The sequence below is a fragment of the Synechococcus sp. W60.3 genome, from assembly GCF_047502615.1.
In the GTDB taxonomy this organism is placed as follows: domain Bacteria; phylum Cyanobacteriota; class Cyanobacteriia; order Thermostichales; family Thermostichaceae; genus Thermostichus.
This window is the reverse complement of sequence record NZ_JANSHJ010000001.1, coordinates 29,852-51,426: the sequence shown is the minus strand read 5'-3', so window position 1 is coordinate 51,426 and position 21,575 is coordinate 29,852. Positions and strand designations below refer to the sequence as shown.

Annotated in this window: 25 protein-coding genes and 1 tRNA gene; 12 read left to right on the top strand and 14 right to left on the bottom strand. The window is 61.4% G+C overall.

Annotated elements, in window-relative coordinates:
• Positions 1 to 34 precede the first annotated feature (34 nt).
• Positions 35 to 2,173, bottom strand: a complete 2,139-nt coding sequence (locus NW846_RS00285) for a polyribonucleotide nucleotidyltransferase (RefSeq protein ID WP_414346725.1) — start codon at positions 2,171 to 2,173, stop codon at positions 35 to 37.
• Between the two features lie 180 nt (positions 2,174 to 2,353).
• On the opposite strand from NW846_RS00285, the gene NW846_RS00280 reads away from it, so the two are divergent.
• The gene (locus NW846_RS00280; protein WP_414515112.1) at positions 2,354 to 3,295 is read left to right on the top strand and encodes an arylamine N-acetyltransferase family protein; all 942 of its coding nucleotides are present in this window, start codon (positions 2,354 to 2,356) and stop codon (positions 3,293 to 3,295) included.
• Between the two features lie 43 nt (positions 3,296 to 3,338).
• On the top strand, positions 3,339 to 4,979 hold the full coding sequence (locus tag NW846_RS00275; protein ID WP_011431034.1) for a 2-isopropylmalate synthase: 1,641 nt from the start codon (positions 3,339 to 3,341) through the stop codon (positions 4,977 to 4,979).
• A 24-nt stretch (positions 4,980 to 5,003) separates the two neighbouring features.
• Here the strand turns inward: NW846_RS00275 and NW846_RS00270 are convergent, their stop codons facing one another.
• The 5 genes from NW846_RS00270 to NW846_RS00250 all read right to left on the bottom strand — a co-directional run bounded on the left by NW846_RS00270 (position 5,004) and on the right by NW846_RS00250 (position 8,572).
• The gene (locus NW846_RS00270) at positions 5,004 to 6,035 is read right to left on the bottom strand and encodes an ATP-binding cassette domain-containing protein (RefSeq protein ID WP_011431035.1); all 1,032 of its coding nucleotides are present in this window, start codon (positions 6,033 to 6,035) and stop codon (positions 5,004 to 5,006) included.
• 132 nt (positions 6,036 to 6,167) lie between these two features.
• Complete coding sequence (locus NW846_RS00265; RefSeq protein ID WP_011431036.1) at positions 6,168 to 6,371, bottom strand: phycobilisome linker polypeptide; 204 nt, start codon at positions 6,369 to 6,371, stop codon at positions 6,168 to 6,170.
• Positions 6,372 to 6,511: 140 nt separating this feature from the next.
• The gene (gene apcB / locus NW846_RS00260) at positions 6,512 to 6,997 is read right to left on the bottom strand and encodes an allophycocyanin subunit beta (RefSeq protein WP_011431037.1); all 486 of its coding nucleotides are present in this window, start codon (positions 6,995 to 6,997) and stop codon (positions 6,512 to 6,514) included.
• Between the two features lie 60 nt (positions 6,998 to 7,057).
• Positions 7,058 to 7,543: an allophycocyanin subunit alpha gene (gene apcA, locus NW846_RS00255; protein ID WP_011431038.1), complete on the bottom strand. Its 486-nt coding sequence runs from the start codon at positions 7,541 to 7,543 to the stop codon at positions 7,058 to 7,060.
• Positions 7,544 to 7,864: 321 nt separating this feature from the next.
• Positions 7,865 to 8,572, bottom strand: coding sequence for a hypothetical protein (locus tag NW846_RS00250; protein WP_414515080.1), 708 nt, complete (start codon positions 8,570 to 8,572; stop codon positions 7,865 to 7,867).
• Positions 8,573 to 8,857: 285 nt separating this feature from the next.
• Between NW846_RS00250 and NW846_RS00245 the strand changes: the two genes are divergently transcribed.
• The 7 genes from NW846_RS00245 to NW846_RS00215 all read left to right on the top strand — a co-directional run bounded on the left by NW846_RS00245 (position 8,858) and on the right by NW846_RS00215 (position 14,998).
• On the top strand, positions 8,858 to 10,102 hold the full coding sequence (locus NW846_RS00245) for an HhoA/HhoB/HtrA family serine endopeptidase (RefSeq protein ID WP_414515078.1): 1,245 nt from the start codon (positions 8,858 to 8,860) through the stop codon (positions 10,100 to 10,102).
• A gap of 151 nt (positions 10,103 to 10,253) precedes the next feature.
• On the top strand, positions 10,254 to 11,153 hold the full coding sequence (locus tag NW846_RS00240) for a glycine betaine ABC transporter substrate-binding protein (RefSeq protein WP_011431041.1): 900 nt from the start codon (positions 10,254 to 10,256) through the stop codon (positions 11,151 to 11,153).
• A gap of 21 nt (positions 11,154 to 11,174) precedes the next feature.
• Positions 11,175 to 12,143 (top strand): ABC transporter ATP-binding protein, encoded by a 969-nt coding sequence (locus NW846_RS00235; RefSeq protein WP_414346764.1) that lies wholly within the window; start codon positions 11,175 to 11,177, stop codon positions 12,141 to 12,143.
• Positions 12,140 to 12,757 (top strand): ABC transporter permease, encoded by a 618-nt coding sequence (locus NW846_RS00230; protein WP_011431043.1) that lies wholly within the window; start codon positions 12,140 to 12,142, stop codon positions 12,755 to 12,757. Before NW846_RS00235 ends, NW846_RS00230 begins: the two co-directional genes overlap by 4 nt.
• Before the next feature lie 197 nt (positions 12,758 to 12,954).
• The gene (locus NW846_RS00225) at positions 12,955 to 13,545 is read left to right on the top strand and encodes a sigma-70 family RNA polymerase sigma factor (protein WP_414346762.1); all 591 of its coding nucleotides are present in this window, start codon (positions 12,955 to 12,957) and stop codon (positions 13,543 to 13,545) included.
• Positions 13,546 to 13,580: 35 nt separating this feature from the next.
• On the top strand, positions 13,581 to 14,333 hold the full coding sequence (locus NW846_RS00220) for an anti-sigma factor domain-containing protein (protein WP_168173337.1): 753 nt from the start codon (positions 13,581 to 13,583) through the stop codon (positions 14,331 to 14,333).
• A 5-nt stretch (positions 14,334 to 14,338) separates the two neighbouring features.
• The gene (locus tag NW846_RS00215) at positions 14,339 to 14,998 is read left to right on the top strand and encodes a VanW family protein (protein ID WP_228375280.1); all 660 of its coding nucleotides are present in this window, start codon (positions 14,339 to 14,341) and stop codon (positions 14,996 to 14,998) included.
• A 93-nt stretch (positions 14,999 to 15,091) separates the two neighbouring features.
• Here NW846_RS00215 and ubiE read toward each other — a convergent pair whose 3' ends face one another.
• The 4 genes from ubiE to NW846_RS00195 are packed head-to-tail and all read right to left on the bottom strand — an operon-like array spanning position 15,092 to position 17,646.
• Positions 15,092 to 15,802, bottom strand: coding sequence for a bifunctional demethylmenaquinone methyltransferase/2-methoxy-6-polyprenyl-1,4-benzoquinol methylase UbiE (gene ubiE, locus NW846_RS00210; RefSeq protein WP_011431047.1), 711 nt, complete (start codon positions 15,800 to 15,802; stop codon positions 15,092 to 15,094).
• Between the two features lie 51 nt (positions 15,803 to 15,853).
• Positions 15,854 to 16,639, bottom strand: a complete 786-nt coding sequence (locus NW846_RS00205) for a hypothetical protein (protein WP_143597179.1) — start codon at positions 16,637 to 16,639, stop codon at positions 15,854 to 15,856.
• 57 nt (positions 16,640 to 16,696) lie between these two features.
• Entirely contained in the window at positions 16,697 to 16,975 is a 279-nt protein-coding gene (locus NW846_RS00200) for a hypothetical protein (protein ID WP_414346758.1), read from the bottom strand.
• 47 nt (positions 16,976 to 17,022) lie between these two features.
• A complete protein-coding gene (locus tag NW846_RS00195) occupies positions 17,023 to 17,646 on the bottom strand; it encodes a CatB-related O-acetyltransferase (protein WP_414346756.1) in 624 nt (207 codons plus the stop codon).
• A gap of 179 nt (positions 17,647 to 17,825) precedes the next feature.
• Here NW846_RS00195 and cobU point away from each other — a divergent pair, with 179 nt between their 5' ends.
• From cobU to NW846_RS00180, 3 genes are all read left to right on the top strand, one after another.
• Positions 17,826 to 18,389 (top strand): bifunctional adenosylcobinamide kinase/adenosylcobinamide-phosphate guanylyltransferase, encoded by a 564-nt coding sequence (gene cobU / locus NW846_RS00190; RefSeq protein WP_414346754.1) that lies wholly within the window; start codon positions 17,826 to 17,828, stop codon positions 18,387 to 18,389.
• Positions 18,390 to 18,474: 85 nt separating this feature from the next.
• Positions 18,475 to 18,963 carry a CRR6 family NdhI maturation factor gene (locus NW846_RS00185; RefSeq protein WP_011431052.1) on the top strand — a complete coding sequence of 163 codons (489 nt, stop codon included), beginning with the start codon at positions 18,475 to 18,477 and terminating at the stop codon, positions 18,961 to 18,963.
• 47 nt (positions 18,964 to 19,010) lie between these two features.
• Entirely contained in the window at positions 19,011 to 19,505 is a 495-nt protein-coding gene (locus NW846_RS00180) for a dethiobiotin synthase (RefSeq protein ID WP_240527832.1), read from the top strand.
• Between the two features lie 120 nt (positions 19,506 to 19,625).
• Here the strand turns inward: NW846_RS00180 and NW846_RS00175 are convergent, their stop codons facing one another.
• The 4 genes from NW846_RS00175 to NW846_RS00160 form a co-directional block, all read right to left on the bottom strand.
• Entirely contained in the window at positions 19,626 to 20,111 is a 486-nt protein-coding gene (locus NW846_RS00175; RefSeq protein ID WP_240527831.1) for a YbhB/YbcL family Raf kinase inhibitor-like protein, read from the bottom strand.
• Between the two features lie 88 nt (positions 20,112 to 20,199).
• A tRNA-Ser gene (locus NW846_RS00170) sits at positions 20,200 to 20,284 on the bottom strand.
• Between the two features lie 79 nt (positions 20,285 to 20,363).
• Positions 20,364 to 20,780 carry a DUF2358 domain-containing protein gene (locus NW846_RS00165; protein ID WP_011431055.1) on the bottom strand — a complete coding sequence of 139 codons (417 nt, stop codon included), beginning with the start codon at positions 20,778 to 20,780 and terminating at the stop codon, positions 20,364 to 20,366.
• Entirely contained in the window at positions 20,777 to 21,574 is a 798-nt protein-coding gene (locus NW846_RS00160) for an MBL fold metallo-hydrolase (protein WP_011431056.1), read from the bottom strand. The genes NW846_RS00165 and NW846_RS00160 overlap by 4 nt, the downstream gene beginning before the upstream one ends.
• Position 21,575: the final 1 nt, after the last annotated feature.

Here is a 21,575-nt window from a genome sequence, read left to right as displayed (position 1 = left end):
CTGCCCACCCAGTTGCTGGGGAAAAACCGCAGCTTCAGGGGTGATGGTTGCGCACCCGCGTCGCCTCCTCAGGACTAATGCCGAGACGGGTGAGGTTAACGCGGCCCTTGTGGTCGATGCTGCGCACCTTGACCACCACCTCATCTGCTACGGCAATTTCATCCTCCACCCTGCTGACGCGGTACTCCGCCAGTTGCGAGATGTGGATCATGCCCTCTTTGCCCGGCAAGAACTCCACAAAGGCGCCGATAGGAATGATGCGGGTCACCTTGCCCAGGTACACCTGCCCCTCTTCCACCCGCCGCACCAGGTTTTCGATCATCGCCCGAGCCGCTTCTGCCTGGCCGCCCACCGAGGAGGACACGGTGATCGTGCCATCGTCGCTGATGTCCACCTTGGCTCCTGTCGCTTCGGTGATGCTGCGCACCATCTTGCCGCCAGGGCCGATGATCTTGCCGATATCTTCCGGATCCACCTTGAACGTGAGCAGACGAGGGGCTGTTTTGGCCAACTGGGGCCGAGGCGCCGGGAGAACCTCCAGCATTTTGTCAAGGATGTAGTCCCGCCCGGCCTTGGCCTGCAGGAGGGCTTTCTCCACCACATCCACGGTGATGCCGGTAATTTTCATGTCCATCTGCAAAGCGGTGATCCCGGCCCGCGTGCCGGCCACCTTGAAGTCCATATCCCCCAAAAAGTCCTCGATGCCCTGGATGTCGGTGAGGATGCGCACCTCGTCCCCTTCCTTAATTAAGCCCATGGCTACGCCGCTGACCGGCGCTTTGATCGGCACCCCGGCATCCATCAAAGACAGGGTAGAGCCACAGACTGAGGCCATCGAGGTGGAGCCATTGGAGGAGAGCACCTCTGAGACCACCCGCACCACGTAGGGAAACTCCTCCTCCTTGGGCAGCACCGGCACCAAGGCCCGCTCCGCCAGCGCCCCATGGCCGATCTCCCGCCGTCCCGGCGAGCGCGAGGGCCGCACTTCTCCCACGGAAAAGCCGGGGAAGTTATAGTGGTGCATGTAACGCTTCTCGTCCACTGGGTGCAGATCGTCCAGCTCCTGGGCATCACCAGGGGTGCCGAGGGTGGTGATGGAAAGGACTTGGGTGAGGCCGCGGTTGAACAGAGCGCTGCCGTGTACCCGTGGGATCAAGCCCACCCGACAAGAGACTGGTCGCACCTCGTCCAGCTTGCGCCCATCCACCCGCACCCCCTCCTGCAAGATCTGCTGGCGCATCAGCTTCTTGGTCAAAGCCTTGAACTGGTTGTCCAATTCCTTGGGATTTTCCAGCAGATACAGCCGCAAGGGATCCCCCTCTGGCCGTGCCTGGATCTGGGCCTCTAGCTTGGCCTTGATCGCCTCCAGTTGTTGCTCGCGGCTGGTCTTATCCAGGAACTGCCTGAGGACGGAGCGAATCTCCTCCTGGGCGTGTTCTGCCACAAAGGCAACCAGCTCCTCATTTTGAGGGGGCGGGGGCAGCTCCACAGGGGTGATGTTGAGATCGGCGAAAACTTGCTGTTGGGCCTTGAGCAGCTCTTGAACGGCCTCGAAACCAAACTCAATGGCCTCGACCACGTCCTTTTCCGGCAGTTGGTTGGCGCCGGCCTCCACCATGATTACGCCGTCGGCACAGCCAGCCACCACCAAATCCAGATCGCCGGCCTCGATCTCGGCATAGGTGGGGTTGATGATGAACTCATCTTTAACCAAGCCGACCCGCACCGCCGCCACCGGGCCGTTGAAGGGGATGCGAGCGCTGTGGATGGCCAGCGAGGCCCCCAAAATACACAACACATCGGGCGGCACCTTGTCGTCCACCGAGAGGGTGGTGGCCACGATTTGCACATCGTCCCGCAGCCATTCTGGGAACAAAGGCCGCAGGGGCCGGTCTATAAGACGAGAGATCAGGGTGGCCCGCTCCGGTGGCCGACCTTCCCGCCGCAAGTAGCCTCCTGGGATCCGCCCGGCAGCGTAGAGCCGCTCCTCATAGTCCACCAGCAAAGGCAAGAAATCGACACCGGCACGACCGGCTTGTCGCGTAGCCGTGACCAAGACCGAAGTTTCCCCAGAAGTCAACCAGACTCCGCAACCTGCCTGGGGAGCCATCAACCCAATATTGATGTCAATTTCCCGCCCGTAAAAGGAAATCGACCGAGTATATTCCGCCATGTAACGCTTCGCCTTCTTTTTTCTTGCCGCTATCGTAGCATTCTCTTTTTGCTTTGTTCTCTGGTGGGAGAGAGTTGGGGCGTCGCCAAAAACTGTTCTTCTGGCTCTGGCCGGGGAGCTGCAGAAGGCTAGGGTAGGCCAGATGCTCGCTTGCCGCCAACCCAACCGCCTCCCGTGCTGATGCTAGAGCCGCTGACGCCTGCCCAAATCAGGGCCTACCTGGAGCGCATTGGCTACGTCGGCCCCACCCAGCTCACCCCGCAAACCCTGCGCCAGATCCACCTGGCCCACCTGCTGCGGGTGCCGTTTGAAAATCTGGATATTCACTGGGGTCGCCCCATTCGCCTGGAGCGGGATTTTTTGTTCCAAAAAATCGTCCGAGAGCGGCGGGGCGGCTTTTGCTTTGAGCTGAACAGCCTGCTGGCCGCTGCTCTGCAGGGGATGGGGTTTTTGGTCCATCTGCTCTCGGGACAGGTGAGCCGGGCCGTTCACGCTACTCGGACGGAGCCTGATGGCCACTTTGGCCCCGAATGCGACCATCTGGCCCTGCAGGTGAACTGCGGCAATGAGGCATGGCTGGTGGATGTGGGCTATGGAGATGCCTTTCGGGAGCCGTTGCGGCTGGGGGATCCCGGCATCCAAGCCCAGGCGGAAGGGCGCTACCGCCTCATCCCCTGGCCCGCAGCTCCCGCACGCTACTGGCGGGTTCAACAGGAACGACCGGATCGCACCTGGAAAACCCTCTTCCTGCTGGATCGGATCCCGCGTCAACTGCAGGAGTTCGAGCCCATGTGCCGCTTCCACCAAACGTCGCCGGCATCCAGGTTGACCCGCCTGCGCCTGTGCAGCCTGGCCACCCCCAGCGGACGGATCACCCTCACCGCCTCCGCCAATGGCTCCGTTTTTAAATGGATCGAAACTACCCCAGAAGGCCGCCGGGAACGCCTGCTCAAGGACGAGAAAGAATACGAACACCTGCTCGCTTGCGCCTTCGGGATCCGCCTTCCCACAACCTCTTCTGCCCCTGAGAGAAAGATGGCAAGACCTACAGCCGCTCCGACAGAAGCCCGCCAGCTCTCTTCCAAACCCGATCCAAAACCCTATCCAGCAGTGCCAGAATAAGATGTCAAAATAAAGAACACTGTCTCGTTGTCCGACAAAGATTATGGATGCTGCGGCGGTTTCCACATTTGATGGCCAAGCCCTGGATCACGTGCTCATTTTCGACACCACCCTGCGCGACGGGGAGCAGTGCCCCGGCGCCACCCTCAACACCGAAGAAAAGCTGGCCATCGCCCGGCAACTGGCCCGGCTGGGGGTCGATATCATTGAAGCTGGGTTTGCCTATGCCAGCCCCGGGGACTTCGAGGCGGTGCAGAAGGTGGCCGAACAGGTGGGCACCCCCGATGGCCCTGTGATTTGCAGCCTGGCCCGCGCCCTCAAGGCCGACATCGAAGCGGCAGCCGAAGCCCTCAAGCCCGCCGCCAAGCCCCGCATCCACACCTTTATCTCCACCTCCGACATTCACCTCAAGTACCAGTTGCGCAAGACCCGCGCCGAAGTGCTGCAAATTGCCGAGGAGATGGTGGCCTACGCCAAGTCCTTCGTGGACGATGTGGAGTTCTCCATGATGGACGCCACCCGTTCCGATCCGGAGTTTCTCTACCAGGTGATCGAGGCAGCCATTCGGGCGGGAGCCAAAACCATCAACATCCCCGACACCGTCGGCTACAGCATGCCGGAAGAATTCGGCCAACTGATCAAGGGCATCCGCGAGAATGTGCCCAACATCAAGCAGGCCATCATCTCCGTCCACGGCCACGACGACCTGGGGGTCTCGGTGGCCAACTTTCTGGAGGCCATCAAGCAGGGGGCGCGGCAAGTGGAAGTGACCATCAACGGCATCGGCGAGCGGGCCGGCAACGCGGCGCTGGAAGAGTTGGTGATGGCCCTGCATGTGCGCCGCAGCTACTTCAACCCCTACTTTGGCCTGCCGGTCGACTCGGAAAAACCCCTCACCCACATCAAAACCCAGGAGATCTACCGCACCTCCCGCCTAGTCTCCAACCTCACCGGCATGTTGGTTCAGCCCAACAAGGCCATTGTTGGTGCCAACGCCTTTGCCCACGAATCGGGCATCCACCAGGACGGCATGCTCAAGAACCGCCAGACCTACGAGATTATGGACGCTCAGACCATCGGCCTGCAATCGAGCACGCTGGTGCTGGGCAAACACTCGGGCCGCAACGCCTTCCGTACCCGCCTCCGGGAGTTGGGCTTCGAGCTCTCAGAGCAGGATCTGAACAAAGCCTTCCTGCGCTTCAAAGAGCTGGCAGACAAGAAGAAGGAGATCACCGACCTGGATCTGGAGGCAATCGTCAACGATGAGACCCGCCCCGTGCCCGATCTCTACCGTCTGGAGCACGTGCAAGTGGTGTGCGGCAACCACGAGACCCCCACGGCCACGGTGCGCCTGATCACCCCTGAGGGCGAAGAGCGGGTGGACGCCGCCGTGGGCACAGGCCCGGTGGACGCGGTGTACAAAGCCATCAACCGCATCGTCAACATCCCCAACAAGTTGATCGAGTTTTCCGTCCAGTCGGTTACCGCCGGCATCGACGCCATGGGGGAAGTCACCATCCGCCTGCGCCACGAGGATCGCGTCTTCTCTGGCCACGCCGCGAATACGGACATCATCGTCGCCTCGGCCCAAGCCTACATGAACGCCCTCAATAAGCTTTACGCCGCTCTGCACGCAGCCCGCTCGACGGCTGAGCAACGGCAGGCCGCCACCCAGAAGATCTGATGGGCTACCGACAGGAGCGCCCCTCTAGGACCCGGCCGCAGGGATCCCTTCCGCAAACACCCGCCTGATTACTTCCTCAATCGGCGGGTCTGTTACCGTCAAGTCCAGCACCTCCAGATCTGCCAGGAGCTGGGCAACCGTTTGGGTGAGGTGTTCCCGCCGCACCCACAGCCGCACCTCACAGCCGCTGCCGGGATCCCCCTCGCTGCGCAGCTCTCCATAGACTTGTAATTGGGCGAGGGGGCAGGGGCGGGCCAATTCCAGCTTCACCTCGCGATAGGGGGCAAAGCGCTGCCGCAGCTCCTCGAGGCCGCCATCGTAAATGAGTTGCCCGGCGCTGATCACCAGCACCCGTTCACAGAGCGCCGTAATGTCGGCCATGTAGTGGCTGGTCAACAAGACTGTCGCCCCGTAGCGGCGGTTGTAATCCCGCAGAAATTGCCGCACGGCGGCCTGAGCGTTGACATCCAACCCCAAGGTCGGCTCATCCAAGAACAAGATCTGCGGCCGGTGGATCAGGGCCGCCAGCAGTTCCGCCTTCATCCGCTCCCCCAGAGAAAGCTTGCGCACCGGCTGCTTCAGCTTGCCCTGCAGGTCGAGGAGCTCCGCCAACTCCCCCACCCGCTCCCGAAACTCCTTTTCCGGGATCTCATAAACGGCGGCGTTAATCCGCAGGGAGTCCATTGCTGGCAGATCCCAGATAAGCTGTTGCTTCTGCCCCATCACCAGGGTAATCTGCTGCAGAAAAGCCCGCTCCCGCCGGTAGGGCACATGGCCGACCACCTGCAGCGTGCCCCCGGAAGGATAGATGAGACCCGCCAGCATTTTGAGGGTAGTGGTCTTGCCTGCCCCGTTCGGCCCCAAAAAACCCACCACCTCCCCCGGCTGAATCTGGAAGCTCATCGATTGCACCGCTGGGATGTAGTGATAGGTACGGCGAAAAAAGTGGCGCAATGTACCGATCACTCCCGCTTCCTTAATGGCTACCGGGTAAACCTTGCTCAGGTCGCGGGCAACGATGATCGGCTCAGGTCGGATTGGCACGTCAGACAACATAGCTCCTCACCCCCCCTAAAAAATCAGATCCGCTAGCCCAACTTCAAGGGCAAGCCTCCTGAGGCTGGGCATGTCGGATCTGGCTGGGGGTATTCTCAGGATCGGAGGAGAAACAGCGAACAGGCAGGGGAACTACAGCAGTCCTACGTCTATCCCAGGCTTGCCGGCGACCAGCTCCACCTTCAGGATGCGGCCACCCGACTTTTGGATACGCTGCTGCTCCCGAAACCAGTTGTCGTAGGGCACCAGCTTCGTGAAGTAGGTATTTTGCAGCTCCCGCTGGGTGCGAATGCGGGTTTGGCTGGGCACACAGGCCGTGATCTTAAACATGCGCATGATAAAGGATCCCTGCTGACAGCAAAATGAACTGGCTTGACCAACAAAACAGGCGACTCACCTCAGAAAGCTCGCGTACCCCAGTTAGCACACCAGATCCCTGCGGCAAATCGCCTGTCATGCTCGCTAGACAATGAACCTTAGCTCAGGCCGGAGCAGATGTAGTCGAAGTACACACCCATTTCCTTGCCAGCTTCAGGCCCCACCAGGGCGGCGGTCACTTCTTTCATGGCTTGGATGGCCTGAATGGTGGCTCCAATCGGCACCCCCAGCGAATTGTAGGTCTCCTTGAGCCCGTTCAACACCCGCTCGTCGAGGATGGAGGGATCCCCGGCCAGCATGGCGTAGGTGGCGTAGCGCAGGTAGTAGTCCATGTCGCGGATGCAAGCAGCATAGCGACGGGTGGTGTACATGTTGCCACCGGGACGGGTGAGATCGGAGTAGAGCAACGCCTTGGCCGCCGCATCTTTGACAATGGTGGAGGCGTTGGCCGCGATGGTAGCAGCTGCCCGCACCCGCAGCTCGCCCGTGGCGAAGAAAGCCTTTAACTTCTCCATGGCCGAGCTGTCGAGATACTTGCCCTGGACGTCGTAGCTATTGATCACAGCGGTAATTGCGTCTTGCATGATGAGCTTCCTAAATCTCTAATGAACGTTAAACAGTTGCGCGGTCAGAACAATGAGGGATTAACTCATTGCCCCCACCACAAAGTCAAAGTAGTAGCCGGCCTCAGCCGCGTCCTCAGGAGACAACAGACCCATGGCCACCTGCTTCATTTGGCGGATGCTCTCGGCCACCGCCGGAATAGGCGTGCCCAAAGAGTTGTACATCTCCCGCACCCCCACCAAGCCGATCTCCTCGATCGGGGTGACATCGCCAGCAACGATCCCATAGGTGATGAGGCGCAGGTAGTAGTCCATATCCCGCAGGCAAGTTGCCGTCATCTCCTCTCCGTAAGCATTGCCACCTGGGGAGACGATGTCAGGACGCTTCTGGAAGAGTTGATCGGCAGCTTGCTTGACGATGCGCTCACGAGACTCGGTCAAGACTTGAGCGATGCGCAGCCGCTTCTCGCCGGAGGTAACAAAGGACTTGATTCGATCCAGCTCCCCCGGGCTGAGGTAGCGGGCCTCTGCATCTGCATTCACAATCGATTTCGTGACAACACTCATGGACATCCATCCTCAAGTCAATTTTTTAAAGAGTATGGCGAGCATACCCGCAAGCTATTTTCCGACATGCTTGCCGTCTGCCATCTCAGATCTTCACACTTCTTAAAATGTCTCCCAGGAAAGGAGCACTCCCTTCCCGCCAAGGGGGAGGTTGGTTAAGCGTAAAACAGCCCCCGATGGTCTGGCCGGAGTAGCCCCAGGCAGCCGCAGATTGACCAACCCCTGCTCAGCTTTTCGGAGTGGTCAACAGCTTGAGGATGGGCAGTGTGGCAAGGGATGGCGGTCGGCGCTGGGGAGTTAAGTTTTGCTTTTCAGGTGTCGCTAGGGCAGATAGGGCTGAAAGTCCTGAGTGACCGTCAGGGTCAAGTTGGCGTTGGGATCGATCACCGCCACCTCTGGCGCCGTCACATTGCCGATTACAGCCCCCGCTGCCGCTCCGCCCAGCACCTTCTCCGTCGAGATCACCCGGTCGCCAAACAGGCCGCCCAAGATCGCCCCTGCCGCCGCCCCGATCAGGGCATCCTGCACAACTGCCTCTGCAGAAGTGTGGCGGGGATCCTTGCGCAGCGGGATCACCTGGCTTTGGGCGTAGAGAGGATAGGATTGGCCGTTGAAAATCAAAGCTCGCGAGACAAACTGGGTGCCGCCGCTTACCGGTTGGAATTGGCCTTCTAGGATGGCTCCCGCCGGGACGACCATGTTGCCGTAGATGTCCCGCAGAGGGGTATCCAAGCTAAGGCTGACGGCGCGGGTTTCCCCAGGGGCAATCAAGAGGGCATCTGGGGAGCGATGAACTGCCTGGATCAGATCCCCGGAGCGCAGCAGCAGGGTGGTTTGCAGTTGAAAGGGCTGGCCAGGTTGCAGGGGTTGAGGGCCAGGGGGAAGGGGGCGAGGATTCACAGGACGCCATCCCTCACCGGCAGGCGGTGGTGGCAAGGGCCCCATTTGGGCCAAAACTGGGGCGGCCATCTGCGCTGAGAGCAATCCGCCAAGCAGAGGAGCCAACAGGCGGCTGGCTGGGTTGGTCATGGTCTTACCCCCATTCATCATTCCTACGCTAGCTGCAAACCGGACAAAACCGGGAGCCTTTCGGGCCTTACCTATCTTTTACCTATCTTGATCAAAGCCAACTGAATGGAAATGGGCTACCTCAGGTGAGCAGATTCCGCTGCTCTTCGCTCCAGACAGAAGTACGGAAAAACGCTAGGGTTGCCCACTCTGGGATCCCTGCTGTCCATGTTAGATTAGGCTCTAGGTTTCTTCCCCTGCGTGGGGCCGAAGTCTTTCACCAATCCCAACCCTCTTCTTGTAGCCATGAAGCGCAGCACATCCATGCCGGGCCAGCCCTCTCCCGGGTCAGAAGCTTCCGCCCAACCTGCTCAATCCTCTTTCCAGCCTTTTGCCATCTCCACTTGGAAGTCTCTTCTCTCGTCAGTGCTGCTGGTGCTGCTGGGCATTGGGCTGGGAGCGCCTCTGGTGGGAGGCAAGGGGGTATCTGCCCAAACGACGGCAACCCCGCCCCAACTGAACCTGAATTTTATTGCCGAGGTGGCGCAAAGGGTGGGGCCGGCGGTGGTGCGCATCGATTCCGAGCGGACGGTGAGCGTCCCGGGCGCCTTCCCAGAGGAGTTTTTCAGCGATCCCTTTTTCCGGGACTTCTTTGGCCAGGTGATCCCCCCCATTCCGCGGCAGCGACGACAGCAGGGCACCGGCTCCGGCTTCATCATCAGCCCGGATGGCCAGATCATCACCAATGCCCACGTGGTCGAGGGATCCGACAAGGTGACGGTGACGCTCAAGGATACCCGCAGCTTTGACGGCAAGGTAATCGGCACCGATCCGGTGACGGATATCGCCGTGGTGAAGATCGAGGCCCAGAACCTGCCGACGGTGAAGCTGGGTCGCTCCGAGCTCCTCGAGCCGGGCCAGTGGGCCATCGCCATCGGCAACCCGCTGGGGCTGGACAACACCGTAACCGCCGGGATCATCAGCGCTTTGGGCCGCTCCAGCGGCGAGATCCGCGTGCCCGACAAGCGGGTGTCCTTTATCCAGACGGATGCGGCCATCAACCCCGGCAACTCCGGCGGCCCCCTGCTCAACGCCCAAGGGGAGGTGATCGGGGTCAACACGGCCATCATCCAAGGGGCGCAGGGGCTGGGCTTTGCCATTCCCATCGAGACGGCCCAGCGGGTGGCCAACCAGTTGATCGCCCGCGGCAAGGTGGATCACCCCTACCTGGGCATTCGTATGCTCACCCTCACCCCCGACCTGAAGGAGCGCCTCAACCAGGATCCCAACAGCCGCATCTTCGTGACGGTGGATCAGGGGGTGCTCATCGGCGAGGTGATCCAGGGATCCCCGGCAGAGCGGGCGGGCCTGCGCGCCGGAGACATCATTCTCGCCATCAATGGTCGCGCCGTCACCACCGCCGACCAAGTACAACAAGAGGTAGAGCGCACCGAGGTGGGCAGCACCCTGGAGCTGGAGATCGAGCGAGCTGGGCGGCGGCAGAAGATCCGGGCCGTTACCGGCTCCTTCCCGGCCTCCGGCAGAAGCTAAGGGGATATTGCTGGGGGTGAGGGTTGGCAGTTCCAGCTCTGGGAAATTAATGGTTTAATGGTGGCCTAACAGTCGAAACTTCCTGGCCCAGGCCGGAACGCTCTCGGCGGGGCCGCTTGTCTTGAGTTGGGGATCCCTTCTCACCTTGCCTATGCTGAAAACCACCCGTCGCCTGGCTCTGCTGGCCCTGTCGGGGCTGGCAGCCCTTGTTCTCGCCCCTCAAGCGGGCTTTGGCAAGCCGATTGTCGTTGGCTCTAAGGACTTCACCGAGCAGTTTATCTTGGGGGAAATGTACGCCTTGGCCCTGGAGGCGGCGGGGTTGGCGGTGGAGCGCAAGCTCAACTTGGGGGGAACGCCGGTGGCCCATGCCGGCCTGTTGAGCGGCGAGATCGATCTCTACCCGGAGTACACCGGCACCGGTCTGCTGACGGTGCTCAAGCTGCCCACCAGCAGCGACCCGGCCCAGGTATACGCGACGGTGGCCCGCGAGTACGAGCGTCAGTTCCAACTGATTTGGCTGGATCCGGCCCCCATGAACAACACCCAGGCCCTGGCCATGACCCGCGCCAGAGCGGCAGAGTTGGGCATCGCTACCATCTCAGACATGGTGGCCAGAGCGAGCGAGCTGGTGATGATCGGGCCGCCGGAGTTCCAGGCCCGCGAAGATGGCCTGCCGGGGCTGCAAGCAGTCTACGGCAACTTTCGCCTCAAGGCCTACAAGGCGGTGGATCCCGGCCTGCGCTACCAGGGCTTGGTCAATGGGGAGGCGGATGTGGCGGTGGCCTTTGGCACCGATGGGGAAATTGCCGCCTTTGACCTGGTGGTGCTCAAGGACGACAAGCAGCTTTTCCCCCCTTACCAGGTGGCGCCGGTAGTGCGCAAAGATACCCTGGAAGCCAACCCCGGCATCGCCACCGCTTTGAACGCCCTTTCCCCCCTGTTGACGGACGAGGTGATGCAGCGGCTGAACTACGAGGTAAGCGGCAAGCGCAGGGAGCCGGCAGAGGTGGCGAGAGCCTTCTTGGTGGAGGCCGGCATCTTGAAAGAGTAGCCCGTTGCACGAGGCCCTGGCGTGAGCACTCTTGAGTTCGAGCGGGTATCGCTGCGCTTTCCCCACAATTCCCGTCCGGCCGTGGAGGAGTGCAGTTTTTCCGTGGCCTCGGGCCAGTTGGTGGTCATCCTCGGCCCTTCCGGCTGCGGCAAAACCACCCTTCTAAAAATGGTGAACCGGCTGCTGGAGCCCACCCAAGGACAGATTCGCCTGGATAGGCAGGATATCCGCCGCTTTCCGGTGACGGCGCTGCGCCAGCGCATCGGGTATGTCATCCAGCAGGTGGGGCTGTTTCCCCACATGACGGTGGCCCAGAATGTGGCGGTGGTGCCGCGACTTTTGGGCTGGCCAAGGGAGCGCATCCGCGAGCGGGTGGACGAGCTGCTCAGCTTGGTCAACCTGCCCCCCCAAGAATACCGACGTCGCTACCCAGCTCAACTCTCGGGCGGCCAACAGCAGCGGGTGGGGCTGGCGCGGGCGCTGGCCGGGGATCCGGATCTGCTGCTGATGGACGAGCCCTTTGGTGCCCTCGACGCCATCACTCGTGGCAAGCTGCAAGACGAGATCCTACACCTGCAACGGCAACTAAAAAAGACTATCCTCTTCGTCTCCCACGACGTGGAAGAGGCGCTGCGCCTGGCAGATCGCATCCTGGTGATGCAGCAGGGGCGGGTGGTACAGTTCGACACTCCCTTGCGGCTGCTCACCCAGCCGGCCACCCCCTTTGTCCGAGAGCTGCTGGGGGCAGACGACATGGTGCGTCAGTTGAGCGTGCTGCGGGTGGAAACGGCGATGGAGCGGATCCCGCACAACCACCAGATCCAGGAGGGGGCGGTGGTGAAACCCCAGGAAACCCTGCGGCGGGCCTTGTCGCTGCTGTTGCGCACGGGGGCAGCAGCTCTCACAGTGTGGGAAGACGGGCGGGCCATTGGCATCGTTACCCTGGATCACATCCGCCATCTGGCCATGCTGGAGGGGGGATCCGCATGAGCTATCTTCTCAGCAACCCCGGCCTGGTGTGGCAGCTTACCCAAGAGCACCTGGCGATGGTGGCAACAGCCTTGGGGATTGCCCTGGTGCTGGCGCTGCCGTTGGCTTTGCTGGTGCACCAGGTGCGCTGGCTGGCCCTGCCGGTGATGGGGATCCTCAGCATCCTGTACACAGTGCCCAGCCTGGCCCTAATCATCTTGTTGGTTCCCTACTTTGGCCTCAATGCCCGCTCGGTGGTGGTGGCGATGGTGCTCTACACGCAGGTGATCTTGGTGCGCCATTTTTACGTGGGCCTGCGCTCGGTGGAGCCTGCCATTCTGGAGGCGGCCAAGGGCTTGGGGATGAACTTCTGGCAGCGGTGGTGGCAGGTGCAGGTGCCCCTCATGCTGCCGGTTGCCCTGGCCGGCTTGCGGCTGGCGGCAATTGTGGCCATTGCCATCGCCACGGTGGGGGCTAAGTTTGGGGCGGGAGGGCTGGGCACCCTGCTTTTTGAGGGCATTGCCCAGGCCGGTCGCTACGACAAGATCTGGGCCGGATCTTTGGCCGTGGGATCCTTGGCCTTGCTGGTGAACACGGCCCTGTGGGGGCTGGAGTGGGCGGCCCGCCGCGGCTAAAGAGAGCCAGAGCCTTTTTCAAGTCGCTGGAGACAGCCCCCCTCGCAAGACGGAACAACGGTCTGCCCCTGCCATTTTACGAAGAGCTATAGCATGGACGAGAAGCCAAGTACTTCTCCAGGCGAGACGATTCCAGCCTCCTGCTATTCGGTGCCGCTTGGAAAGACCGTAGCTTTATAGAGTGGGCCTGACGCAACATGGGTGAGCAACCTCCGCTAAGGGATTGGCCTTCTCGCAGCGATGGGGAACTGATGGAGGCTATCCGACAGAGGCAAGGGGCAGCGCTGGGGGTGCTTTACGACCGCTATGCCGGCTTGGTCTATGGGCTGGCCCTCCAGATCCTGGGCCATGTGGCCGAGGCGGAAGATCTGACTCAGGCGGTGTTTGTCGAACTGTGGCGCAAAGCCAGCTATGATCCGCAGCGGGGATCGGTGAGCAGTTTTCTCTGTCTGTTGACCCGTTCGCGTGCCATCGACCGTCTGCGTTCCCAAGACAGCTCTCAACGTCTTTTGAAGCACTGGCAATCTCTGCTCGCCGCCGAGAACAGGGCGCCGGCCCCCTTTGAGCAGCTCTCCCTCGAGGAGCGACGGCAAGCCGTACAAGAGGCCCTCGGCCAACTGCCGGAAAGCCAACGGCAGGTTCTAGAGTTGATCTACTACCAGGGGCTGAGCCAGGCGGACGTTGCCCGACACCTGGGGATCCCGCCGGCAACCGTTAAAGCCCGCGCTCGCCAAGCCCTCTGCAAGTTGCGGGGATCCCTGCGCGCGCTCCTTGAGGTTTGGAGTTAGGTTCTGTTGTCGGCCTGGCCATGTTTGCATCCCATTTGCCCCTTGCATCGGAAGAACAGGAAGAACTGGCCGGCTATCTGCTGGGGGATTTATCTCCTGAGCAGGCAAGCGCCCTAGAGGCACGCCTAACCCAAGACCCACGGTTGCTGGCGGAATTGCAGGCTTTGCAAGAAACCCTGCACCTGTTGCCCTACGGCTTGCCGGGGGTGATCCCGCCGGCCAGCTTGCGGGGCAAGGTGATGGCAGAGGCGGGCATTGAGCAGGTGCCGACACCTCTTCAGCCGGCCCTGTCCTCTCTGGGGTTCGGTCGCCTCACCGCTGAGTGGCGCTGGCTGGGGGGGTTGGCGGCAGTGGTTTTGGCCCTGCTGGTTTTCGACAACTGGCGACTGCGGCAGGCGCTCCAACTGGCCCGCCTAGAATCGGTGCAGGCGCTGGCCCATTTGCTGCAACAGCCGGGATCCCGCCTGGTCAATTTGCAGGGAGAGGCGGCAGCGGCTAACCTCCTCTATCGCCCAGGAGAGTGGCAGGAGGTGGTCTTGGCGGCGAGGGATCTGCCCCAACCGGCCCCTGGGGAGCGTTACCATCTCTGGCTCAAGCTGGAGGACGGCGAGACCCTCCACTGCGGCAACTTTCAAGTGGATGCCCAGGGATCCGCGCTTGTCGCCTTACGTCCGCCGCGCCCGCTGCCAGAGGACGCTCGCCCCCAAGAGGTGCTGGTTACGGCCCAAGCCGCTGCCGTCCCTCGCAAACCCCAGGGCAAGGTTCTTCTCAAAGCCAGGGTGTTCTAGGAGAAGTGAGGGGAAAGCTAGCGCTGCGGGGATTGGCCTTATCGGTGGGGTTGGCCCTGGCCCTGCTGGCTTTGTGGTGGATGGATCCCACCCCAACCACCCTGAGCCAATACACCACTTCCTTACAGGAGCGCACTCTCCCACAGCTCCACAACATCCGCCAAGCAGTCCAAAGCCTGGATGGGGTTTACATTCAGCCGGGGGCGGTTTTTTCTTTCAACCAGGTGGTGGGGCCGCGCACCCTGGAGCGGGGCTATCTGCCTGCGCCGGTATTCATGGTGGCCGAAACCCTGGATTCGGTTGGCGGCGGGATCTGTCAAGTCTCCTCCAGCCTTTACAATGCGGCTCTGCTGGCGGGGCTGGAAGTGGTGGAAAGGCACCCCCATTACCGGCAGGTGGAGTCGGTGCCGCCAGGGCTAGATGCCACGGTTTGGTACGGCTTGGCCGATCTCAGGTTGCGCAATCCTTTCCCTTGGCCAGTACGCCTGCGCTTTCAGATCCGCGGCCAAACTCTAATCGTGTCGGTGCTGGGACGGGGATCCCACCCTGCTCCAGCCATTCCACCCATCCGCGTAGAGCAGCGGCGACTGGATCCCCAGCATTTGCAGGTAAGCGTCTATCGCGGTAACGAGCGCCTCTCCCAAGATCGCTACGTTGCTCCCTAGCTGCCAAAACCGTCTTGGCGAAGTCCGCTGCACCTTCTGGGGAACCGCATCCTAAGCTGCCTCTTTAAGGAGCAAGGGGACAAGCCGTTTGGATCATCTTCCAATCACCAGCACCCCCATCATGCCACCGGCTAGGGGATAAAACTTGGCAACAGAAAACCCTACCTGCAAGGCCATTTGCTGCTGCTCTTGGCCAGATGGGAAACCATCCAAACTGGGATCGATGTAGGCATATTCAGATGCCAATCCCAGAGCTTGCGCCCGGGCGACGACCTGGGTGTTCAGGTACCAGCGCTGGAAGTCCGCAAGGAAAGGGATCCCTGTGGGGCGATGAAAGTCCAAGAGAGCGGCGCGACAGCCGGGCTTGAGCACCCGGTAAATCTCCCGCAACGCTTGAGGGATATCGGTTACGTTGCGCAGACCGTAGCCCATTGTAACGGCATCAAAGCTGGCGTTGGGAAAAGGCAAGGCCAAAGCATCTCCCAATACCCACTCTAGGGAGTAGCCGGGGAAAAGACGGGAGCGCCGCCGAGCAATCTCCAGCATGGCCGGGGAGAAATCCAGGCCGACCACCTGTCCGCTTCGTCCCACCCGCCGGGCCAGTTGCAGCGCCAGGTCGCCGGTGCCGCAGCAGAGATCCAACACCTGCCCGCCAGGGCCGGCGCCCGACCAGCGCACAGCCATGCGCTTCCAAACCTGATGCAGGCCCAGGCTCAGGGTTTGGTTGAGGGCATCGTAGTGGGGGGCGATGCGGTCGAATAGCTCCCGAATCTGCTCAGGGCGCTCAAAGGTTGGGCTGGGCACCGCTTCTCAACTCCGCTTTGCATCAGTCGTGGCCGCAGTCACCAGACGGGACTACTGCGGCACCGGGATCCCGCTCACCCCGACTCGGTGGCGGCGGCTGGGATAATCGGCCAGGCTCAAGGACAAAGACCGGGATCCGGCCAAGCTGGAGGCGGGGATGCGAACAGTTCCCTGGAAGACTTGGCTGTTGGGAGGCAGCTCCCCAGGCAGGCCTTGGGTGAGGGCGTTGATCGACCGTCCGGTGTCGTCGGTAACGTTCAGGAAGCTGTAGAGAAAACGCACCGTCTCCGCCGAATTGTTCTGCATCGCCACGTTCAAAACCACCTGCCCTCCCTCGCGGCGAACCGAGAGCACCTGCATGGCAACCTGCCCGCCGGCAGCCACTTGCCGAGGTGGGGGAGGTGGTGTAAACACCGGTGGCGGCGAGGGGCGCGGCGGTTGGGGAGAGGGAGAAGCAGGCCGCGGGGTGGGGGATGGGGCTGCCGCCAACTCAGGAGACAAGCGGGGGGTGGGCGTCGGGGTAGGTCTAGCCACGGGAACGGATGTAGGAGTGGAGAGAGGGGCGGGGGTGGGGGGTGGGCGCAGGCTCGCTTCCGCTGCTGCAATCACCGCGGCCTCGTTCAAGAGGGGCACGGTGCGGGGATCGCGAACGCCACGGGAGGAGGAAGCATTGCCGGCTGTGGTGACGGGAGAGGAGACCCCCGATAGGGCGCGCTGGCCGAAGAGGTAGCCCAAACAGGCGCTCAACACGGCTGTGAAGAAAAACGCACCCAGCCAAAACAGCGCTCCCAAGAATGGGGAGGTGAACTCTTGCGCTGGCCTGACCGATCTTCGCAAAGGATGCTCACTCCTGCTACCGGCTTGCTCTACCTATGATACGAAAGCGACGAGGAGCTAGGGATTCTCCGCTGGCCCAGAATCTTTGCGCTCTTGCTGCTGGGCGCAGAGAGCAGCGCTATCTAGGTTGGGCAGCCGTTCCCCCAACCACCAGCCTGGATCCTCCCAGCTCAGGGATCGCAGCCACTTGGCGGCGCGATCCGCCAAGACCAGCCCCAACAAAACAGGAGCGGTGGTGATCCCCAGCGCTAGGCTTAGCCAAAGGGGAGGAAAGGTTGGCGAGGCAGCTGAAGCAGCACTTTGGCCAGGGGAAGATGCTGGCTTGGGATCCGTCATGTCTCTTGTAAAACTGCTCCTAATTGAGCTTTATCCTAGCTCCAAACTCACGGAGCCAGGAGCTTTTGCTTAAACTCAGCTAGTGCCGAAAGAGTTTCTTGGTTCAGGGGGCAACAAAGAAGAGGCGCTGCTTTACGTATGGCTTCAAGAGGCCAATCCCACCAAGCAAGCTGGTTGAGCTGCTCGATGACGTCGGGTGAAAAGCGGTAGCGAACGACTTTGGCTGGCACACCCGCAACAATCGCGTATGGTGGGACATCCCTAGTCACCACGGCACCCATTCCAACAACTGCTCCATTTCCAATTGTCACTCCTGAGCGAATCATGGCACCGTGGCCAATCCAAACGTCATGGCCAACCACAATGTCCCCGCGGGTCAGAGGGTGGCCTTCCAGGGCGCGCAGCTCGCTCCAACACTCAGGTAGATGAGTGAAGGGATAGGTAGTGGCCCAGTCAGTGTGGTGCTCATAGCCTGCAAAAAAATGCACCTCTCGCGCAATCGAGCTACAGCGGCCAATCTTTACCTGCGAAGGCTCTCCCATCCAATGGATAAAGAACTCATATCCATAGCTTAGGGAGCCAATAGTAACCAAGGGAAATCGTGCTAAGCCTCTGTAGGCAAAGTATGTTTTCTCCTCCAGTTGGGGACTATGTTCGATGCGGATGGGCATAGAACCTTAGGTCGCTAGATCGGGGCTTCACCTGCCAGAACGCAAGCCTCAGTAGAATGGGCTCAAAATCCGCCTAGGAGCTTCCAAATCTTAACCTAATTACGAACGAAGCCAGAAGAGGTAGAAGCTGCTAACCGCTAAGCTAACCTAGCGATAAACTTCTTCCTGACTGATGTCTAATGCCGATTGTACTTATCTGCGGCCCTGCCCGCTGCGGCAAAAGTCGGCTGGCGGAGAGCCTAGCTGCCGCTTCCGGACTGCCGGTCTTCTACCTGGCCACGGGGCCTAAGCCGGATCCTGAGGCTGACCCGGAGTGGGCGGAGCGGGTTCGACAGCATCGGCAGCGGCGTCCTCCCACCTGGCAAACCTGGGAAACGGGGCCTGACCTGGGCGCCGAACTGCAAAAGCTGTCTCAGCCCTGTTGTGCCCTGGTGGACTCTCTAGGCGGCTGGGTGGCGCAGGGTCTGGAGTGTTCCCCGGAGGAGTGGGATCCCTTGGTGGACGCTTTCTTGTCGGCCTTGCAGAGCTGGGCAGGAAAGGCGATCTTGGTCTCAGAAGAGGTAGGCTGGGGAGTGGTGCCCGCCTATCCGCTGGGGCGTCGGTTTCGCGATCGGATGGGAGAGCTCACCCAAAAGCTGGCCCCGCTGGCAGATCAGGTGTTCTTGGTGGCAGCAGGCTTTGTCCTCGACCTAGCTCGGCTGGGGATCCCGCTGGCAGGAGGGAATGGCCCAGAGCTGAGATAAGCTGCAAGGGGTTGACGGATGGGGTATCTTGCTTGCGGAAGCCCTCGCCTAGATCAAGACTGGGTTAAAGCGATTGCTTGTCGCCGTGCCAATTACCTTCCACCTACCTGCCAAAGCCATCCAGGCCTTGGATTTGACCCCGGGCCATGAATTGGTGAAAACCTTGATGGCGGATCCCGTTGGCGCCGCTCAGCAGGTACAGTGCGCCATCGATTGGCCGCGCAGCCCCGACGATCCGCGGGAGCTGTCGGAGATCCCAGAAGTGCGCCTGTGGTTCATCCGCTGGGATACGGTTTACCCCTGGATGCCCTACTTTCTCGATTGGCGCAGCGGCGAGCTGGCCCGCTACGCCGCTATGCTGGTGCCCCACCAATTCAACCCCCGCGAAGGGATCGTCTACAACCCGGAGGCGTTGGAGATCTTCGTCTACCAGAAGATTTTTGTGCTGATGCGCTGGTTTAAGCAGCAGAAACTGGGATCTGTCTCGATGCTGCGGGACATGGCCTTGGTGTTTGGCTTTGAGGTGCAACCCGAGTTTCTGAGCCTCTGGGAAGCCGAGACGGGGGAACCATGAGAGTGATGGTAGCAGACACCTGGCCTGGAACTCAGGCAGCACCAGGAGTGGCAGACTCCTGGCAGCAGGCGGTGCAACGCCCTTGGGGCCTGCTCGAAGTGGATCCCAGCCCTTCCGAAGCCCAGCTTAGAACCCTCTGGCAGCAGATTGCTGCCTGGAAGGGAGAGAAGGCCCCGCTGCTGGTGGTGCCTGGCAGCCTGGCCGATCCGATAGGGCCCGGCCAAACCTGGGCTGACCTAGCCCATGCCTGGGGGTTTGACGTGCTCTTGACGCTGCCCCAAGAGGCTGCTCTCAGCCAGGGAGCCGCTTTTGCAGCCTTGCTTCACCAAGCCAAGGCCCACTGCCTGGGATGGGTGTTGCTGGAATCTGAGTCGGCCTCCTCCCCAGAAGAAGAACCCGCTTTGATCTGGCAGTTGCAGGCCCACCTGGGGATCCCTGTCCTGGGTAGAAAAACGGCGGCGGGGCAAATTTTTTGGAGAGCGGAGATGTTGGATTTGCTTTCGGCAAGGCCCAGCTCCCGACTGGGGGCGCCCCTTGCTTGAGGTTCTCCCTTCCCAGCGAAGGGGATCCCCTTGCCCCTAGGACTCGTCGGCAGAAGGGAGCTGCCAAACCCTTGTCTGGCTTAGGCGCGGCGGCAAGCCGGGGCTTTAACCGCGGATCCCCTACCTTTTTCTTTGATAGGTGCCCATCAGTTGGGCCTGGGCAAGGAGGTGGCCTTCCATAGCCTGCAGCAGGGCTTCCTTCGTCGCCCCTGCAGCCAAAGACAGTTGCCGATCCAGGGCGTAGAGGGTGAAGAAGTAGCGGTGGGTGCCGCTGGGAGGGCAAGGGCCACCGTAGTCGTTACGCCCCCAACTGTTTTGCCCATGCACAGCCCCCTGGGGCAAATCGGCATCGCCGCGGATCCCTTCTGGCAGGCTGCTAACGCTGGTGGGCAAGTTGTAGACCACCCAGTGGACAAAGGTGCCCCTGGGCGCGTCTGGGTCATCCATGATTAGGGCAAAGCTCTGGGTTTCCGAAGGTGCCCCCGACCAGGCTAGGGGTGGAGAGAGATCTTCCCCATCACAGGTGTAGCGGGAGGGGATGGATTCTGAGTGGGAAAAAGCGGAGCTGGTGAGTTGCAAAGCCATAATTTCTTCAGGTTTCAGCAACTGGCCATATCCTGCCACACGAGGGGACTGGGGGGTGGAGGGATATAGGGGGTCTCCTGCAGCTTCTACCTGAGGCGGGCCTCGATGACGGAGAGAGTGGGATTCGAACCCACGGTGAGTTGCCCCACACAGCATTTCCAGTGCTGCGCCTTCGACCACTCGGCCATCTCTCCAGAGGAGAGAAAACGACTTTTTAGCGAGCCTAAAAAGTCAGCTTTGTAATCCTAGCAGAGGTGTGGACCGGCAGTCAGCTCATTTGGCAGCCCCGACTCCCAAAATCTGCAGCATCACCTCCCAGCGGGAGCAGCGCCAGTGGTCGATGTGGGATCCGATCAACCCTGCTTCGTTGATCTGGATTTCTGTCCAGCCGGGGACGCACAGGCGGGGACGCCAGGGCAAAAAAGCCAGGGATCCCCTCAGCGTCCACTCGCTGCGGATGTGGTTGCCGCTCTGGTGGATGTCGTGCAGCTCGAGGTGGATATCCTGCAGCCAGCGTCCCAGGCTTTCGACCATGGCCCGATAGCGATCCAGGCCGCGAAACTCGTTGAGGGGATCCCGAAAATAAACTTGGGGATCGTAGATGGAGTAGGTTTGATCGCAAGGAAAGCGGGCGTAATCGGCCCGCAGGATGGCCACGAGATCGGGGGCGGCCTGAGAAGGAGGGCTCACGTCTTAACCTCAGCGGGAAGGGATACCGTCTCCCCCGGGGCAGGGCAGCACAACTGGATGGATTGGCCGGTGGCAGCGTTCAGGGATCCCAGCTTTTCCCGGAACTCCTCTAGGCTCCCCAGGGGGCGGATCTGGGCGGCAAACCAGCCGTGGTAGTCCACCTCTCCCATAGCGGTGGGAATCACCTGCTGCGGGCGCAGGGCGGCCACCACCTGCAGGGCCCGCTGCGGCCCCATGATCACCTCGCCCAAGAAGGGAAAGATCTGCCCTACCACCGGGATCAGCAGGGTGTGGATGGGGGTGAACTCCTGCTGCAGCCGCGGGCGGACATCCGGTTGGGAAAGGTGGGGCTCGTAGTAAAGCCGCGTCTGGGTCGGCAGCTCCTCCAGCAAAAAGCCCAGTTCCCGCACCGGCCCCAGGGGGGCGCCAGGAACCGCTGTGATGCCTAGATCTCCCCACTGCACGGACTGCCAGGGATCCAGGGCCTGCACCCTCATAAAGCCAAGGCTCCGCGCCACCCTGGCGGCTGTTGGAGAAGCGAAAACCGGGATCTGCTTGTCCAGCCGCTGCAGGGTGGGGGGGTGGCAGTGGTCGGGTTGGCCTTGGCTGAGGAGGATACCGTCGATTTTGGGCAGGGTTTCCGGCGTGAACGGCGGCATCTGGCGGTGCTGCAGGCGGATGAACCAGGGCAGGCCAAAGAACACCAAGGGATCCACCAGCCACGGATCCAGCAGGAAAGTCTGGGTCTGGGTATGGACTAGCCAACTGTTGAGGTCGATGCGGGTGAGTTTCATG